Below are 15,615 nucleotides of genomic sequence, written 5' to 3' on the forward strand. Positions count from 1 at the left end.
CGCCCTCCCGGCGGCGGGAGGGCGGCGGGCCGACCACACGGGGCACGGCGGCGCCGGGCCGAACCGACGGTGAGAGGTGGGTACGACAGTGTCCCGCGAGGAGCGACACGACAGCCGGCCGTCCGGACGCGCGGGCGGACCGCCCGGACGCGGACGGCGCGGCGAGGGCGGCCGGGGCCACGCGGCCACCCGCTCCGGCCCGGCCCGGCCCGCCGGGGGCCCGGCCGTCCCCGCTGACGGCGCGGCCGTCCCCGCCCAGGCCGCCGACACCGGCCCGCCGCGGCGCGGCCGCCCCCGCAGCGAGGCGGTCGAGCAGGCGATCCTGGAGGGCGCGATCAAGCTCCTGGAGGAGGGCGTCCCGCTCGCCGACGTCTCCATCGAGCGCATCGCCCGCACCGCCGGGGTCGGCAAGGCCACCATCTACCGGCGCTGGCCCGGCAAGGAGGCCCTGTTCGTGGACCTGCTGCGCTCGATCGAGCCCACCGAGCCGCCGCTGCCGGGCACCTCGGTGCGCGAGGACCTGATCGTGCTCCTCCAGGCGCTGCGCCGGCGCGGCCTGGCCAAGCGCTCCTCGGCGCTGCTGCACAACGTGTTCGCGCAGATGCAGAGCTACCCGACGCTCTGGGACGCGTACCACCGCACCGTCATCGAGCCGCGCCGCAAGCTCTCCCTGGACGTCCTGCGGCGCGGCGTCGAGACCGGGGAGATCCGCGGCGACGTCGACATCGAGCTGGTCAACGACCTCTTCACCGGCCCCATGCTGGTGCGCACGGTGATCCGGCCGGTCGGCCCGATCGAGGAGGACCTGCCGGAGCGGATCGTCGACTCGGTGCTCGCGGGGGTCCGCCCGCGCGACTGACGGGGTGCGGCCCGCGCGACCGAGCGGACCGGAAGCGGCGGCCTTACGCACCCGCGACCCGTACGCACCCGCGACCCGTACGCACCCGCGGTCCGTACCGACCCGCGGTCCGTACGCACCCGCGACCCGAAGCGCCGTGCCCGTACGCCCCCTCGGCATCCCGCCGCACACGCCCTCCCGCCGGTCGGCGATGATGTGCGCGTTTTGTCACAGCGACGCCGTCCACGCCCCGTTCAGGAACCCGCCGCGCCGCTGTGTCGTCCTCGTGGCAGTACGGCCGTCCTCTGATCGCCTAATGTCGACGTCGGGGCGGTGGCGAGCACGGCAAGGCAGAGTTGAGGACGGCGTGATGGCGCGGATGGACATGACGGACACGGGACACGGGAACGACGCCGCGACGGCGCAGGGTTCCGGATCCCGCATCCGGGAGGTGTTCGGCCGCTGGCGCGGCGACCGCGGCATCTGGCGCCGCGGCCTGGTCCTCGCCGGGTGCGCGCTGGTCCTCGCGCTGGTGATGCTCTTCCACGCGCAGATCCCCAACAAGGTGGGGAACCTGGGCAGTCTGATCGAGACGTTCCTGCCCTGGTTCGGCCTGCTGGTCCCGGTGATCCTCGCGCTCGCGCTGGTGCGCAGGTCGGCCACGGCGCTGATCGCGGTGCTGCTCCCGGCGGTGGTGTGGGTCAACCAGTTCGGCGGCCTGGTCACCGACAAGTCCTCCGCGGGCGGCAACCTGACGGTCGCCACGCACAACGTCAACGCCGACAACCCCGACCCGGCGGGCACCGCGGGCAAGCTCGCCGCCTCCGGCGTGGACGTGCTCGCGCTGGAGGAGCTGAAGGCCGACATGGTGCCGGTGTACGAGAAGGCGCTGGCCGGCTCGTTCAAGTACCACAGCGTGCAGGGCACGGTGGGCCTGTGGAGCAAGTACCCGCTGCGGGGCACCACGCCGGTCGACATCCGCCTCGGCTGGACCCGGGCGATGCGCTCCACCGTGGCCACCCCGGCCGGTGACGTCTCCGTCTACGTGGCGCACATGCCCTCGGTGCGGGTGAAGCTCAACGCCGGGTTCACCGCCAGCCAGCGCGACGAGAGCGCGGACGCGCTCGGCGACGCGATCGCCGCGGACCCGGTGGGCAAGGTCGTCCTGCTCGGCGACCTCAACGGCACCATGAACGACCGGGCGCTGAACAACGTCACCTCGCAGATGCGCTCCACCCAGGGCGCGGCGGGCAACGGCTTCGGCTTCAGCTGGCCGGCCGCCTTCCCGATGGCCAGGATCGACCAGATCATGGTCCGGGGCATCGAGCCCAAGTCGTCCTGGACCATGGAGAAGACGGGCAGCGACCACCTGCCGCTCGCCGCCCGCCTCCAGGTCTGACCGCGCCCCGGGCCGTCCGCCCGGTCGGCCGTCAGGTCGGATGCGGCGTCAACTGCCCTGCTCGCGCCAGCGGTTGGTGACCGGCAGGCGGCGGTCCTTGCCGAAGCCCTTCGCGGAGATCTTGGTGCCCGGCGGGTACTGGCGGCGCTTGAACTCGGCGGCGTCCACCATCCGCAGCGTGCGCACCACCAGTTCCTCGTCGAAGCCCGCCGCCACGATCTCGTCCTTGCCGCGGTCCCGGTCCACGTACAGCTCCAGGATCCGGTCCAGCACCTCGTAGTCGGGCAGCGAGTCGGTGTCGACCTGGCCCGGGCGCAGCTCGGCGCTGGGCGGCTTGCTGATCGAGTTCTCCGGGATCGGCGGGGTCTGGCCGCGCTCCTCGGCGGCCCGGTTGCGCCAGCGGGCCAGCCGGAAGACCGTCGACTTGTAGACGTCCTTGATCACCCCGTACGCGCCGACCGCGTCGCCGTAGAGCGTCGAATAGCCCACCGCCAGCTCGGACTTGTTGCCCGGCGCGAGGACGATGTGGCCCTCCTGGTTGGACAGCGCCATCAGCAGGGTGCCGCGCAGCCGCGCCTGGAGGTTCTCCTCCGCCAGGCCCGCCAGCTCCAGGGCGCCGGTGTACGCGTCGAACATCGGCCCGATCGGTACGGTACGGAAGTCCAGCCCGGTGCGCCGCGCCAGTTCGGCCGCGTCGGCGCGGGAGTGCTCCGAGCTGTAGCGGGACGGCATGGAGACGCCGTGCACATGGGCCGCGCCCAGCGCGTCGCAGGCGATCGCGGCGACCAGGGCCGAGTCGATGCCGCCGGACAGGCCGACCAGCACCGAGCGGAAGCCGTTCTTGGCGGCGTACGCGCGCAGCCCCACGACCAGGGCGGAGTACACCTCCTCGTCGTCGTCGAGGCGGTCCGCGTGGCCGCCCGTCAGCTCCGGCTCGTAGGGCGCGAGCGGCTCGGCGGAGAGCACCACCCGGTCGATCCGCAGCCCGTCGTCCACCACGCCCTCGGGCGCGTCGTCCGCCGCGGCGGGCAGCTCCAGGTCGAGCAGCATGCTGCCCTCCGCGAACTGCGGGGCCCGCGCGATGACGTCGCCCTCGCCGGAGACGACGATGGAGTCGCCGTCGAAGACCAGCTCGTCCTGCCCGCCGATCATCGCCAGGTACGCCAGGGTGCACCCGGCCTCCCGGGCCCTGCGGCGCACCAGGTCGAGCCGGGTGTCGTCCTTGTCCCGCTCGTACGGCGAGGCGTTGACGGAGACCAGCAGCCCGGCGCCTGCGGTGCGGGCGGCCGGCACCCGTCCGCCGTCCTGCCAGAGGTCCTCGCAGATGGCGAGCGCCACGTCCACGCCGTGCACCCGCACCACGGGCAGGGTGTCGCCGGGCACGAAGTAGCGGAACTCGTCGAAGACGCCGTAGTTGGGCAGGTGGTGCTTGGCGAAGCTGAGGGCGACACCGCCGCGGTGCAGCACCGCGGCGGCGTTCTGCGGGGCCCCGGCGGGCCGGCCGTACGCGGGCCGGGCGGTGGCGCTGCGGTCCAGGTAGCCGACGACGACGGGCAGTTCGCCCAGGCCCTCGTCGGCGAGCCGGACGGCCAGCGCGCGCAGGGCGTCCCGGGACGCCTCGACGAAGGAGCCGCGCAGGGCCAGGTCCTCGACGGGGTAGCCGGTCAGCGCCATCTCGGGGAACGCGACGAGGTGCGCGCCCTGTTCGGCGGAGTGCCGGGTCCAGTGGACGATCGCCTCGGCGTTCCCGGCGAGGTCGCCGACGGTCGAGTCGATCTGATTCAGAGCGAGGCGTAGTTGAGGCACGGCGGCAGTGTAATCGTCAGATGGACGCTATGTCCTGGGTGCCCCTCGCGCGTCCCCCGTGGACGCCCCGCGGGCGCCTCGCGGTGCCCGTGAACGCCGAAGGCGCGTACGGGAGTTCCGTACGCGCCCTCGGTGCCGGCCGGTGGAGTCCGGTGGCCGGTCCTACTTGGTCGGGCCGGTCCAGATCGCGTCGTCGTACTCCAGGACGTTCGGGCCCAGCGTGATCTGCATGCTGCCCGCCGCGGCGGCCGGGAGCGAGAACACGAAGTCGCCGGTGGCCTGCTTGCCCGGCAGCACCTTGCCGGTGAACGGGCCGGTGCTGTTCTTGCCGTCGAAGACCATCTCGGCCTTCGTGCCCTTGGCGTCGACGGCCTCGGGCAGCGCGGTGCCGATGTCCAGGGCCTTCTTGCCGCCGTTGACGATGGTGACCTTCACCTTGAAGGCCTTGTTGCCCTTGGCGTGGCCGACGGCGAACTGGTCGGGCTGGTAGGCCTGCGGCTTCGCCACCGTGACCGTGACGCCGTCCTCGTACGCCTGCGTCTCGCCCAGCGCCAGCGGGTCCGCGTCGGCGGCGGTGTCACCGGCCGCGGCCTCGGCCGCCTCCTTGCGGGACTCCTCGATGGCCTTGTTGATCTCGCCGCCCGCCTCCTTGACCGCGAAGGCGATCAGCGCGGTCCACACCAGGGCGACCACCATCGACAGGACGCCGAGCACCACACCGGTGACGGCCGCGCCCTTGTTGGTGGCCAGGCCCTTCTTCGTACGGCCCAGGCCGACGATGCCGAATATCAGCGACAGCAGGCCGAGGAAGCCGCCGAGCCAGAAGGTCACCGGGATGATGGCGAAGACCAGGCCGACGATGCCCAGGACGAGGGCCGTGGTGCCCAGGCCGTTGCTGGGCGCCGGCTGCCCGCCCGGGAAGGGCGGCAGCGGCGGGGCCATCGGGGCGCCGGTCGCGGCGGGGGCCCCGGCCGGGGGCGGGCTCCAGGGGGACTGGTCCTGGGGCGGGTTCGGCGGCGTGGTCATGCGTGGTCCTTATCGGGAAGAGCGGAAGTCCGAGGAAGATAACAGGATCTTTAAGCGGCTTTTACCTTTGACTGACGGGCACCGCGGGTCGTATGGGGTAGTGCGCGGACCCGTATTCCCATGTCAGAGCGCCCCCGGTGATCAAGAAGGTAGGTCAGGGGGTTGTGGGGACACCAGGGATTTTGTGCGCAGATCGTGATCATGGTGGGGGCCCGGCCGGGGCCGGGGGGCGGTCGCTGCGCCGACGTGCGGGTCCGGGGGACCGCGCCGATCATGGGCGCATGACGACCACCGACGAGCCCGCGGGCGCGCCGCGCGGGCAGGGCGCCGACGGCGGGACCAAGCGGCAGTTCATCTCCTGGGTGACGCTCGCCCTGATGACCACCGCGTCCGTGGCCAGCCTGCGGCCCTCGCCCACCATGGCCATCTACGGCCTCGCGGCGGTCTTCCTCTACCTGCTGCCCGCCGTCGTCTTCCTGCTGCCCACCGCCCTGGTCGGCGCGGAGCTGGCCTCCGGCTGGTCCGGCGGCATCTACCGGTGGGTCAGCGAGGCGCTCGGCAAGCCGCTGGGCTTCCTCGCCGTCTGGTGCCAGTTCGCCATGACGATCGCGTACTACCCCAGCCTCCTGGCGTACGTCGCCTCGACCTTCGCGTACGTCATCAACCCCCGGCTGGCCGAGAGCGGCCCCTACGTCGCGATCGTCATCGTCGTCATCTACTGGACCGGTGTCTGGATCTCCTCGCGCGGCACCAGGACCGTCGCCGGGCTCTCCTCCCTCGGCCTGGTCATCGGCACCCTGGTCCCCGGCGTGCTGCTGGTCGTCCTCGGCCTGGTCTTCCTCGGCGAGGGCAACCCCTCGGCCGCCCCCATGGGCGCGGGCCACTGGCTGCCGCCGTGGACCGGCCTGGCCAGCCTGGTGCTGATCGTCAACAACTTCCTGTCGTACGCGGGCATGGAGATGAACGGCGTCCACGTCTCGTCCCTGCGCGACCCGCGCGGCGAGTACCCCCGCTCGGTCTTCCTGGCCACCGGCCTGGTGCTGCTGATCTTCGTCCTCCCGGCCCTGGCCATCAGCTGGGTCATGCCGTCGTCCGAACTCAGCCTGACCGCCGGACTGATGCAGGCCTTCCAGGCCTTCTTCGACCACTTCCACATCGGCTGGATGACCAAGGTCGTCGGCATCATGCTCGTCATGGCCGCGCTCGGCGGCATGCTCACCTGGCTGGCGGGTCCCGCCAAGGGCCTGGTCCTGCTCGCCCGCCAGGAGGGCTACCTGCCGCCGTTCCTCCAGCGGTTCAACAAGCACGGCGTCCCGCAGAACATCATGGTCGTCCAGGGCGTCCTGACCACCCTGATCGGCGTCCTGTACGCCTTCAGCTCCGACGTCTCCAGCTCGTACTGGATGTTCTCGGTGATCACGATCCAGATCTACCTGATCGCCTACCTGCTGATGTTCGTCGCCGTCGTCCGCCTGCGGAAGTCCCAGCCGCACGTCGAGCGCGGCTTCACCGTCCCCGCCGTCACCCTGGTGGCCGGGGTCGGCTTCGTCGCCTCGGTGCTCGCCCTCTTCATCGGCTTCGTCCCGCCGGACCAGTTCGACGGCCAGCCGCTCTGGCGCTACCTGCTGGTGGTCGGCGGCGGGCTGCTGGTCCTCGGCGTCGCCATCCCGGTGGCGTTCCTGAGGTTCCGCAAGCCCGGCTGGGTCCACCCCGACCACCAGTGACGACCGCCGCCCCCCCCGGGTGCGCCTCTTCTAGGATTGATCCCACTATGTCCAGAACCGGTGCCCGTCCCGTCGCCCTCCTGACCGCCCTCGGCGCCCTCGCCTACACCGCCTGGGTGCTCGAAGTCGTGGCCGGCACCGGACTCGACCCCGTCCAGACGTACGTCTCCGAGCTGGCCGCCGCCGACCAGCCCCTGGGCGGCCTGTTCCGCGCCACCGACCTGGCCGCCGGGCTCCTGGTGCTCGCCGGGGCCGTCTGGGCCCTGGCCGTCCTGGACCGCCGGCCCTGGTCGGTGGCGGGCTGGGCGGGCCTGGCCCTGTTCGGCGCCGCCACCGCCGCCGACTCCCGGCTGCCGCTGAGCTGCAAGCCCACCGTCGACCCCGAGTGCGCGGCCCGCGAGACGGCGGGCCTCGTCCCCGCCACCCACACCGCCCACGCGGTCAGCTCCAGCCTCGCCATCACCGGCGCCCTCGTCGGCATCGTCGCCCTCACCGTCGCCGCCCGCCGCTACGGCTGGTGGCCCCCGCTGGCCCGTACCGGCCCCGCCCTCGTCGTCCTCGAACTCCTCGCCACCGCCTGGACCCTGGCCGCCGTCGCCGCCTTCCAGGCGGGCCGCGGCACCTGGTCGCTCGGCGCCGGGCAGCGCCTGCAGGTCCTGCTGGTCGCGGGGTGGCTCGCGGTCCTCGCGGTGTCCGTGGCACGCGCGGCGAGGGAGCGTCGTTGAGCGTACGTACGCGGGGGACACGGACGACGGACACGGACGGCGGGGGAGACGCGATGACGACGACTGCAGGAGCAGGGGCGGGCGGCGGGACCGAGGCGTTCGTACGGGTCGGGGGCACCGCCCACCACGTGCTGGCCGAGGGCCGCGGCCCCGTCGTGGTGCTCAGCGCGGGCCTGGCCATGAGCTGGTTCGACTGGGACCCCGTCGTGCCGCTGCTCGCCCCGCACCGCACGGTCGTCCGCTTCGACCGCCCGGGACACGGACTCTCCGCGCCCGCCGCGGTCGCCCCCAGCGCCAGCGGGGAGGCGCACCGCATCGCCGGGGTCCTGGACGCGCTGGGCCTGTACGACAAGGCCACCGTGGTCGGCCACTCCATCGCCGGGTTCCACGCCGAGGCCTTCGCCCGGCTCCACCCGGCCCGTACCCGGGGCGTCGTCCTCGTCGACTCCTCGGTCGAGGAGCACGCGCGGGTGCCCGTCGCCCCCGCCGTGCGCACCGCCCTCGCCCGGGCCTTCGCGGTCTCGCTCAGCGCGCTCGGCGCCCCGGCCGCGCTCGGCCCGGCGGCCCGGCGCGGCGCCGTCCGGCTGACCCGGGCGGCCGGCGGCGACCCGGCCCCGGCCGCCCTCGTGCGCCGCTGCTACGCCACCTCGCGGGTGTTCGCCGGGGCGGTCCTGGAGAACACCCACTACCGGGCCGTCGCCGCCGAACTGCTCGCCCTGCGCGAGCGCTTCCCGCTGCCCGAGGGGCTCCCGGTCACCGTGCTCGCCGCGCCCTGCGGCTCCCGCCGCTGGGCGGAGCGCCAGCAGGAACTGGCCCGGCGGCTCGGCGCCCGCTACGAGGCGGCCGAACCGTCGGGCCACATGGTGATGCTGGACCGCCCGGAGGCGGTGGCGGCGGCGGTGCTTGAGCAGGGGTGAGGTCCGCTGTGGCGCGGGCCCGTCGTGGTGCCGGGCCACAGTGCTGCGGGCCTGTCGTTGTGCGGGGCCACAGTGCTGCGGGCCTGTCATGGTGCCGGGCCACAGTGCTGCGGGTCCATCGTGGTGCCGGGCCACAGTGCTGCGGGTCCTTGTCCCCGTACGGGTCCGCCGTGCGCTGCCGGGACGCGTCAGTCCGCGTACACCTGCTCCACCCACGCCTTGATCTGCTCGTCGCTGAGATGGCGGCCCAGGTCCGCCTCCGAGATCATGCCGACCAGTCGCTTGTCCTCGATCACCGGGAGCCGGCGGATCTGGTGGCCCTGCATCTCGGCCAGCACCGCGTCCACCCCCGCCTCCGCGTCGATCCAGCGCGGGGTGCCCTTGGCCATGTCGCCCGCGGTCACCTTCGCCGGGTCGTGGCCCATCGCCACGCAGCCCACCACGATGTCGCGGTCGGTGAGGATGCCGCACAGGCGTTCGTCGGCGTCCGCGATGGGCAGCGCGCCGACGTTCAGCTCGCGCATCAGCTGCGCGGCCCGGTCCAGGGTCTCGTGCGCGGGGATCCAGGTCGCCCCCGGGTGCATGATGTCTTTGGCTGTGGTCATGGACCCAGCGTCGATGAGCCGAATGGCCCAGGCGACCGGGTGTGGGCCGTCCGGGTGAACCTGGTGCGAGGAGGAGCGGCGTGGACCGTCTTGACCTGCGGATCCTCGGGCACGACCTGCCCGGCCTGGTGTGCGGGGAGCACCGCGACGTCCACGTGGGCACCCAGCGCGGCCGGGAGCCGGAGCAACTGGTGCCGGGGGACGCGGCGCGCGCCGTGTTCGACGTCCCGGTGGAGGTGGTGGAGCTGCCCGACGGGTCCCTGGACTTCCGCGGCCCGTACGTCCAGGGCCGGCGCGGCGCCCGCTTCGTCTACCTGACCTGGGGCGAACGCCCGGCCGGCGGCGGCTTCGCGATGTTCCGCAGGGCCAAGCTGTTCCTCGCCGACGTGCCGCGCGCACTCGTCCTCGCGGGCGCGGCCCGGACCAGCCTGGGCCTGACCGACGCGCGGGGCATGCCCCTGTGCGCGACGGTCAGGCCCGAGTGGACGGCGTTCCCCGTCAACGGCGTTAACGGCGTTAACGGCGTCAGCGGCGCGGAGCCGCGCCCCGCGCCTTGAGCAGGTCGGCCATCAGCCCGATCTCCGACTGCTGGGCGGTGACCATGCCCTGCGCCAGGTCGCGCTCGACGCCCGGCTCGCACTGGCGCACACAGCCCTCGGCCATGTGCACCCCGCCCTTGTGGTGCTCGGTCATCAGCTGCAGGTAGAGCACCTCGGCCTGCCTGCCGCTCGCCCCGCGCAGCCGCTCCATCTCGGCCCGGCTCGCCATGCCCGGCATCCGGCCCTCGGGGTCGTCGACGGGCATCCCCATCCACTCCATGGGCTTCTGGTCCATGGAGACCTTGGGCAGCCCCCACATCTCCAGCCAGCCCTGCATCATGCCGCGCTGGTTGGCCTGGGTGTTGGCGATGTCGTACGCCAGCCGGCGCACCTCCTCGTCGGTGGTGCGCTCGCGCACGACGAACGACATCTCCACGGCCTGCTGGTGGTGGTCGGACATGTCCCGGGCGAACCCGGCGTCCGCCGAGTCCGTCGCCGGGGCGTGCGGGCCGGTGTCCCGCCCGCCGTCACCCGCGGTGGCCACGGCGGCCGCCGCGGCGAACAGCAGCGCGAGCACGACCGCGGTGATCGCGGCCCACTGCGCGCGGTCCACCCTCACTGCTCGCCCAGCCCACCGGTGCAGGCGGCGCCCGGCTCGGGGGTCTGCGGGCCCTTCACGTACTTGGTGAAGAACTGGTCCACCCGCGGGTCGTCCGCGCCGTCGACGGTCACCTGCTTGCCCCAGGCGGACAGCATGATCGCGCCGGCCTGGTCCTTGACCGGGCTCATCAGCGAGTACGGCGTCTTGGCGACCTTCTCGCCCAGCTTCGCCACGTCCGCCTGCGGGGCCTTGTCGTTGTACGTCACCCAGACGGCGCCGTGCTCCAGGGAGTGCACGGCGTTCATGTCCGGCACCGCCTTCTTGTAGACGACGCCGTCGCAGTTCATCCACACCTGGTTGTGGTCACCGCCGACCGGGGGCTTCATCGGGTAGCTGACGGTCTTGGTGACGTGGTTGCGGCCCAGCTTCTTGGCGTCCCAGGACTTCTCGTCCTTGACGGGCGCGGCGGCCGCGTTCTCCTTCTGCTCCTTCTTGTCCGACTCCTTGTTCAGCACCACCACGCCGAACCCCACGAGCCCGGCGACGACCACCGCGCTGATCGAGAGGGTGAGGATCCGGTTGCGCCGCTCACGGGCCTGTTCGGCGCGGCGCATCTGCTCTATTCGGGCCCGGCGGTCGGTGGAGGAGGCGTTCCTGCTGGCGGCCATGTCGATGGTCCCTGTCCTGTTGTCTTCGAGGTCTGCCGTGTCGCTTGAGGTGATCCCGTGATCGCGGCTAGGTCCGCAGGACCTGGAGGACGTGGAGGTCGGGGGCGCGGGGCCGGGCGTCGCCGCGGGCGCGGAGCACGCAGGGCGGCGGCGCCGTCGTGAGCCGGGAGGGCCCGTCCGCCTGGAGCGGGGCGTCCAGCGGCGGGGCGGAGAGCACGGCCGGGGTCAGGCACGGGAAGAGCCCGCAGTCGCCCCGGTCGTCGGGACAGCTGAACTGGGTGCCGCTCGCCGGGGCGGCGACGGCCCGCCCGGGGTGGTGCGCGGAGCCGGGGGCCAGGCAGATGACGAGCGCGGCGAGCAGCGTCGCCACGGCGGTCACCCCGGCCGTGGGACGCACGGTGCTGCTGGTGCGCTTGAGCCGCAGGCCCCCCATGGCGCCCGATCGTAGTGCGCGGGAGGGGCGGTCTCCTAGGGGGTCTCGGGTGGGGTGTCCGGCGGGGTGTCCGGCTCCCCGGGCCGGAGCAAGGAGCCGCGTCCCACAGGGGACGCTTCCGGGCCCCCGGGCCACAATGAGGGGGTTCGCAACGTGCACGAAACCGTGTGGTGGGATGCTTCTGTGCCCCCCGGTGCGCCCGGGGGTGGGAGCAGGTGGCCTGACCAGCAAGGATGGGTAGGGAACGTAGACATGGACAAGCAGCAGGAATTCGTGCTCCGCACGCTCGAGGAGCGCGACATCCGCTTCGTGCGCCTGTGGTTCACCGACGTGCTCGGCTTCCTGAAGTCGGTCGCCGTCGCCCCCGCCGAGCTGGAGCAGGCCTTCGACGAGGGCATCGGCTTCGACGGCTCGGCCATCGAGGGCTTCGCCCGGGTCTACGAGTCCGACATGATCGCCAAGCCGGACCCCGGCACCTTCCAGATCCTGCCCTGGCGCGCCGAGGCCCCCGGCACCGCCCGGATGTTCTGCGACATCCTGATGCCCGACGGCTCGCCGTCCTTCGCCGACCCGCGCTTCGTCCTCAAGCGCATCCTGGCCAAGACCTCCGACCTGGGCTTCACCTTCTACACCCACCCGGAGATCGAGTTCTTCCTGCTGAAGGACAAGCCGCTGGACGGCTCCAAGCCCGTCCCGGCCGACAACTCCGGCTACTTCGACCACACTCCGCAGAACGTCGGCATGGACTTCCGCCGCCAGGCCATCACCATGCTCGAATCCATGGGCATCTCCGTGGAGTTCAGCCACCACGAGGGCGCCCCGGGCCAGCAGGAGATCGACCTGCGCTACGCCGACGCGCTCTCCACGGCGGACAACATCATGACCTTCCGCCTGGTCATGAAGCAGGTCGCGCTGGAGCAGGGCGTGCAGGCGACCTTCATGCCCAAGCCGTTCTCGGAGTACCCGGGTTCGGGCATGCACACCCACCTCTCCCTCTTCGAGGGCGACCGCAACGCCTTCTACGAGTCCGGTGCCGAGTACCAGCTCTCCAAGGTCGGCCGCTCCTTCATCGCGGGCCTGCTGCGGCACGCGGCGGAGACCGCGGCCGTCACCAACCAGTGGGTCAACTCCTACAAGCGCATCTGGGGCGGCTCGACCCGCGCGGCCGGCGCGGGCGGCGAGGCCCCCTCGTACATCTGCTGGGGCCACAACAACCGCTCGGCCCTGATCCGCGTCCCGATGTACAAGCCCGGCAAGATGGGCTCCTCGCGCATCGAGGTCCGCTCCATCGACTCCGGCGCCAACCCGTACCTGACGTACGCGGTCCTCCTGGCGGCCGGCCTGAAGGGCATCGAGGAGGGCTACGAACTCCCGGCCGGCGCCGACGACGACGTCTGGGCCCTCTCCGACGCCGAACGCCGCGCGATGGGCATCGAACCGCTCCCCCAGAACCTCGGCGAGGCCATCGCCCTGATGGAGAAGAGCGAACTGGTCGCCGAGACCCTGGGCGAGCACGTCTTCGACTTCTTCCTGCGCAACAAGAAGCAGGAATGGGAGGAGTACCGCTCCGAGGTCACCGCCTTCGAACTGCGGAAGAACCTGCCGGTGCTGTAGCTGCTGTAGCGGTCAGCAGGGGTCAGCGTTCCGAGAGGGGGGCCGGGGCTTCCTGGACGGTGAGGGTGTTGCCGTCCGGGTCGGTCAGGGACATGAAGGAGTTCCAGGTCTCCCCCTTGCCCTCCTGCCAGCCCTGCGGGCCCACGTGCTGGACCGGGCCCACCGCGACGCCGCGGGTGGTCAGTTCGGCGTGGGCCGCCTCGATGTCCGTGACGCAGAGCTGTACGCCGTGCAGGGTGCCCGGAGCCATCGTCCCGGCGCCCTGCGCCGGGACCAGGCCCGTCTGGAGGACCAGCGAGCAGCGGGAGCCGGGCGGCGTGATCTGGACGATCCGTACGCCCGGCGCCACCTCCTGGTCGAGGTCGACCTTGAAGCCGAGCTTGTCGGCGTAGAACTCCTTGGCCCGGTCCACGTCACTGACGGGGACCACGACCACTTCGACGGTCCATTCCACGGGCTGCCTCCTGGGGCCTGGCGGAAACGCGACCCGTCGATTGTCGCGGTTCCCGGCCGTCCGCGCCCCCGGACGTCGTGGTTCCGTCAGCCGTGCCGGGGCAGCCAGAGCAGCCGGCCGTCCAGGCCCACCGCCGCCACCCCCTGCGGCACGCCCGCCGGGGCGCCCGAGAAGAGCCGGTTCCCGGTCGTCCAGCGCGGGGCCGCCGCGCCGTCCAGCGGGGCCGTGGCCAGGCCGCCGGTGCGTGAGCGCAGCGCCAGCACGCCCTGGGGGGCGGCGCTCACCGGGCCGTAGCCGCCCGCCCCGGGCACCGTCGACACCAGGGACGGGGCCGCCCCGGACCTGCCGCCCGGCGCCCGCCCCGCGGGCACCACCACGGCCGGGGTCGCCGAGCCGGAGAACCGCGCCGACTGCGCGTCGCCCGACACCGGGCGGCGGAACCACAGCCGCACCCCGTCGCCGTCCGCCGCCGCGCTCAGCGCCAGCGTGGTCGCCGGGAGCCCGGTGCGCACCGGGCCCGACAGCGGGGCGTCCGGCGCCTGCTGCGCCCAGGCCACCACCGATCGCGCGGTGGCCGCGAAGACGTACCCGCGGCCCTTGGCGTCCGTCGCGGCGACCGGGTCGCCGTGCACGTCCGGGCCGTCGAGGCGCCGCCAGGGCGCCCAGTTCCCGTCCGGCTCGCCCGTGGACGCGCTCAGCCGGTGCGCGGAGTCGCGCAGGTAGACCGTGACCCGGCCGGCCTTGTCGGCGAGCACGGCCGGGGCGCTGATGTCCGACGTACCGGAGGCGTCGTCGCGCTCCGGCGTGCCCAGCGAGCGCCACGGGCCGAAGCCGCCGCCGGGCGCGCGCTGCACGGTGGCGACGACCTCGCGGTGGTAGCCGCCGTCCAGGTCCGTACGGGTGCCGAAGACCGCGATCCGCCCGTCGGGCAGCCGCAGCGAGGTCACCCCGCTGTCGATCCCGTCGCCCGCGAGCAGCCGGGGCGCGCCCCACTCCTTCGCCGCCCGGGCCTTGTGCCACACCGCGAGCCGCCCGTCGAGCACCGAGAAGGCCCACAGGCCGCCGTCGCCGCCCGGCTGCACCCAGCTGGTGGAGTTGGAGCGGGTGTAGCGCACCGAGTGCGCCCAGTTGTGCCCGGCCGGGTTCGCCGCCACCTTACGGTCGCCGCAGCCCGCCTGGTCCCGGCAGTAGTCGCCGTGGTCCATCCACGCGTACGTCTTCAGGAACCCCAGCTTCTCCGCCGAGGAGGCCGGGTCCAGGGTGCGCGGCAGCCCGCTGGTGAAGTAGCCCAGGTAGTTCTGCACGCCGAACGGCGCGTGGCCCTTGGCCGCCGCGTACCGGGCGAGGGCGGCCTGGGCGAAGCGCGCCCCGTACATGTGGTCCTGGTGGTCCGACAGCTTCGGGGCCCTGCCCGGCTTCTCCACGAAGCCCGGCGTCGGGTCCTGCATCCGCACGAACGTCGGCCGGAACCGCTGGAGCAGCCCCTCGACCGTGTCCACCAGCTGCTGCTTGGTGTACGAGAAGTCGCGGCGCACCGGCGACCCGGCGGCCAGCTGGGAGCGGAGCGAGCCCACCCGGCCGTCCCACAGCCCGTGCAGGCTGTTCGGCCGGTCGCCGCTGATGCTGCCCGCCTCCTTCAGCTGGATCCACACCAGGCTGATCCGGGGCTGTGCGCGCAGGGTGTCCAGCTCGGCCGTGCCGCCGCCGGCGGTGGGTATGGAGACGCGGTCCCAGGGGCTGGTGCGGTTGCCGGTGGCCATCTCGGCGTACGCGGCGCGGATGCCGTTCTGCCGGGCCTCCGCGTAGTTCGCCTTGTTCGGGCGGGGCCGGGGGTCCTGCTTGCGGGCGTTGACGCCGTCCGACTCGCCCGCCGTCAGGTAGACGCCGGTCAGGCTGTTGCCCGAGCGCACCGACTGCAGGGTGTCCGGGTTCATGAAGTACAGGTCGTCGTCGGGGTGGGCGACGATCTGGAGCACCGAGGTGCCGCCGGTGCGCACCGGCTGCGCCGCCCGCTCCACCGGGACGCCCTTGCTGGGCACGTCGGAGGCGTCCGAGGTGTCGGACGTCAGCCACAGGGCACCGCCCAGGAATCCGGCGGCGAGGGTGGCGGCCCCGGCCAGCGCGGCGACGGCGCGGCGGGGGCGGAAGGTGCGGGGCGTGCGGTCGGCGCGGGGCGTGCGGGAAGGCATGGGCGGGCGCGGGCTTCCGGTGGGGCGGGTGGAGCAGGGCGGCAGGTAAGACGGGAATTCAAGGAATACGGTTCATC

At 73.2% G+C, this 15,615-nt stretch carries 15 protein-coding genes; 7 read left to right on the forward strand and 8 right to left on the reverse strand.

The genetic code is table 11. The annotated features are described in order from the left end of the window. The first annotated feature begins 88 nt into the window (after nt 1-88). Both ABT160_RS15140 and ABT160_RS15145 read left to right on the forward strand, forming a co-directional pair. Nucleotides 89-859 (forward strand): TetR/AcrR family transcriptional regulator, encoded by a 771-nt coding sequence (locus ABT160_RS15140; protein WP_502984232.1) that lies wholly within the window; start codon nt 89-91, stop codon nt 857-859. Between the two features lie 349 nt (nt 860-1,208). Then, nucleotides 1,209-2,237, forward strand: coding sequence for an endonuclease/exonuclease/phosphatase family protein (locus ABT160_RS15145; protein WP_351647601.1), 1,029 nt, complete (start codon nt 1,209-1,211; stop codon nt 2,235-2,237). Nucleotides 2,238-2,285: 48 nt separating this feature from the next. Here the strand turns inward: ABT160_RS15145 and ABT160_RS15150 are convergent, their stop codons facing one another. Further along, nucleotides 2,286-4,043, reverse strand: coding sequence for an NAD+ synthase (locus ABT160_RS15150; protein WP_351647603.1), 1,758 nt, complete (start codon nt 4,041-4,043; stop codon nt 2,286-2,288). Between the two features lie 162 nt (nt 4,044-4,205). Then, nucleotides 4,206-5,069 (reverse strand): DUF4190 domain-containing protein, encoded by an 864-nt coding sequence (locus tag ABT160_RS15155; RefSeq protein WP_351647605.1) that lies wholly within the window; start codon nt 5,067-5,069, stop codon nt 4,206-4,208. A 281-nt stretch (nt 5,070-5,350) separates the two neighbouring features. Here ABT160_RS15155 and gadC point away from each other — a divergent pair, with 281 nt between their 5' ends. The 3 genes from gadC to ABT160_RS15170 are packed head-to-tail and all read left to right on the forward strand — an operon-like array spanning nt 5,351 to nt 8,435. After that, nucleotides 5,351-6,793 (forward strand): glutamate/gamma-aminobutyrate antiporter GadC, encoded by a 1,443-nt coding sequence (gadC, locus tag ABT160_RS15160; protein WP_351647607.1) that lies wholly within the window; start codon nt 5,351-5,353, stop codon nt 6,791-6,793. Between the two features lie 47 nt (nt 6,794-6,840). After that, nucleotides 6,841-7,518, forward strand: coding sequence for a DUF998 domain-containing protein (locus ABT160_RS15165; RefSeq protein ID WP_351647609.1), 678 nt, complete (start codon nt 6,841-6,843; stop codon nt 7,516-7,518). Nucleotides 7,519-7,571: 53 nt separating this feature from the next. Next, a complete protein-coding gene (locus ABT160_RS15170; protein WP_351647611.1) occupies nt 7,572-8,435 on the forward strand; it encodes an alpha/beta fold hydrolase in 864 nt (287 codons plus the stop codon). A 188-nt stretch (nt 8,436-8,623) separates the two neighbouring features. Here ABT160_RS15170 and ABT160_RS15175 read toward each other — a convergent pair whose 3' ends face one another. Next, nucleotides 8,624-9,040, reverse strand: a complete 417-nt coding sequence (locus ABT160_RS15175) for a CBS domain-containing protein (protein WP_351647613.1) — start codon at nt 9,038-9,040, stop codon at nt 8,624-8,626. Between the two features lie 80 nt (nt 9,041-9,120). Here ABT160_RS15175 and ABT160_RS15180 point away from each other — a divergent pair, with 80 nt between their 5' ends. Continuing rightward, nucleotides 9,121-9,597 carry a DUF5990 family protein gene (locus ABT160_RS15180; protein WP_351647615.1) on the forward strand — a complete coding sequence of 159 codons (477 nt, stop codon included), beginning with the start codon at nt 9,121-9,123 and terminating at the stop codon, nt 9,595-9,597. On the opposite strand, the gene ABT160_RS15185 is transcribed toward ABT160_RS15180, so the two are convergent. From ABT160_RS15185 to ABT160_RS15195, 3 genes are all read right to left on the reverse strand, one after another. Then, a complete protein-coding gene (locus ABT160_RS15185; RefSeq protein WP_351647616.1) occupies nt 9,566-10,192 on the reverse strand; it encodes a DUF305 domain-containing protein in 627 nt (208 codons plus the stop codon). The two genes, ABT160_RS15180 and ABT160_RS15185, sit on opposite strands and share 32 nt — an antisense overlap. Nucleotides 10,193-10,194: 2 nt before the next feature. Further along, nucleotides 10,195-10,848 carry a thioredoxin-like domain-containing protein gene (locus tag ABT160_RS15190; protein ID WP_351647618.1) on the reverse strand — a complete coding sequence of 218 codons (654 nt, stop codon included), beginning with the start codon at nt 10,846-10,848 and terminating at the stop codon, nt 10,195-10,197. A gap of 67 nt (nt 10,849-10,915) precedes the next feature. Then, complete coding sequence (locus ABT160_RS15195) at nt 10,916-11,281, reverse strand: hypothetical protein (protein WP_351647620.1); 366 nt, start codon at nt 11,279-11,281, stop codon at nt 10,916-10,918. A gap of 252 nt (nt 11,282-11,533) precedes the next feature. On the opposite strand from ABT160_RS15195, the gene glnA2 reads away from it, so the two are divergent. Continuing rightward, nucleotides 11,534-12,895, forward strand: a complete 1,362-nt coding sequence (gene glnA2 / locus ABT160_RS15200) for a gamma-glutamylpolyamine synthetase GlnA2 (RefSeq protein WP_351647622.1) — start codon at nt 11,534-11,536, stop codon at nt 12,893-12,895. 22 nt (nt 12,896-12,917) lie between these two features. Here the strand turns inward: glnA2 and ABT160_RS15205 are convergent, their stop codons facing one another. Then, on the reverse strand, nt 12,918-13,349 hold the full coding sequence (locus tag ABT160_RS15205) for a VOC family protein (protein ID WP_351647624.1): 432 nt from the start codon (nt 13,347-13,349) through the stop codon (nt 12,918-12,920). An 86-nt stretch (nt 13,350-13,435) separates the two neighbouring features. Beyond that, the gene (locus ABT160_RS15210; protein ID WP_351647626.1) at nt 13,436-15,538 is read right to left on the reverse strand and encodes a PIG-L family deacetylase; all 2,103 of its coding nucleotides are present in this window, start codon (nt 15,536-15,538) and stop codon (nt 13,436-13,438) included. Nucleotides 15,539-15,615 lie beyond the last annotated feature (77 nt).

It is taken from the genome of Streptomyces sp. NPDC001941, assembly GCF_040296945.1.
Lineage (GTDB): Bacteria > Actinomycetota > Actinomycetes > Streptomycetales > Streptomycetaceae > Streptomyces.

Coding starts and splice junctions, on each gene's coding strand:
- ABT160_RS15145 (WP_351647601.1), top strand. CDS start 1,209: ATGGCGCGGATGGACATGACGGACACGGGACACGGGAACGACGCCGCG.
- ABT160_RS15155 (WP_351647605.1), bottom strand. CDS start 5,069: ATGACCACGCCGCCGAACCCGCCCCAGGACCAGTCCCCCTGGAGCCCG.
- gadC (WP_351647607.1), top strand. CDS start 5,351: ATGACGACCACCGACGAGCCCGCGGGCGCGCCGCGCGGGCAGGGCGCC.
- ABT160_RS15165 (WP_351647609.1), top strand. CDS start 6,841: ATGTCCAGAACCGGTGCCCGTCCCGTCGCCCTCCTGACCGCCCTCGGC.
- ABT160_RS15170 (WP_351647611.1), top strand. CDS start 7,572: ATGACGACGACTGCAGGAGCAGGGGCGGGCGGCGGGACCGAGGCGTTC.
- ABT160_RS15175 (WP_351647613.1), bottom strand. CDS start 9,040: ATGACCACAGCCAAAGACATCATGCACCCGGGGGCGACCTGGATCCCC.
- ABT160_RS15190 (WP_351647618.1), bottom strand. CDS start 10,848: ATGGCCGCCAGCAGGAACGCCTCCTCCACCGACCGCCGGGCCCGAATA.
- ABT160_RS15195 (WP_351647620.1), bottom strand. CDS start 11,281: ATGGGGGGCCTGCGGCTCAAGCGCACCAGCAGCACCGTGCGTCCCACG.
- glnA2 (WP_351647622.1), top strand. CDS start 11,534: ATGGACAAGCAGCAGGAATTCGTGCTCCGCACGCTCGAGGAGCGCGAC.
- ABT160_RS15210 (WP_351647626.1), bottom strand. CDS start 15,538: ATGCCTTCCCGCACGCCCCGCGCCGACCGCACGCCCCGCACCTTCCGC.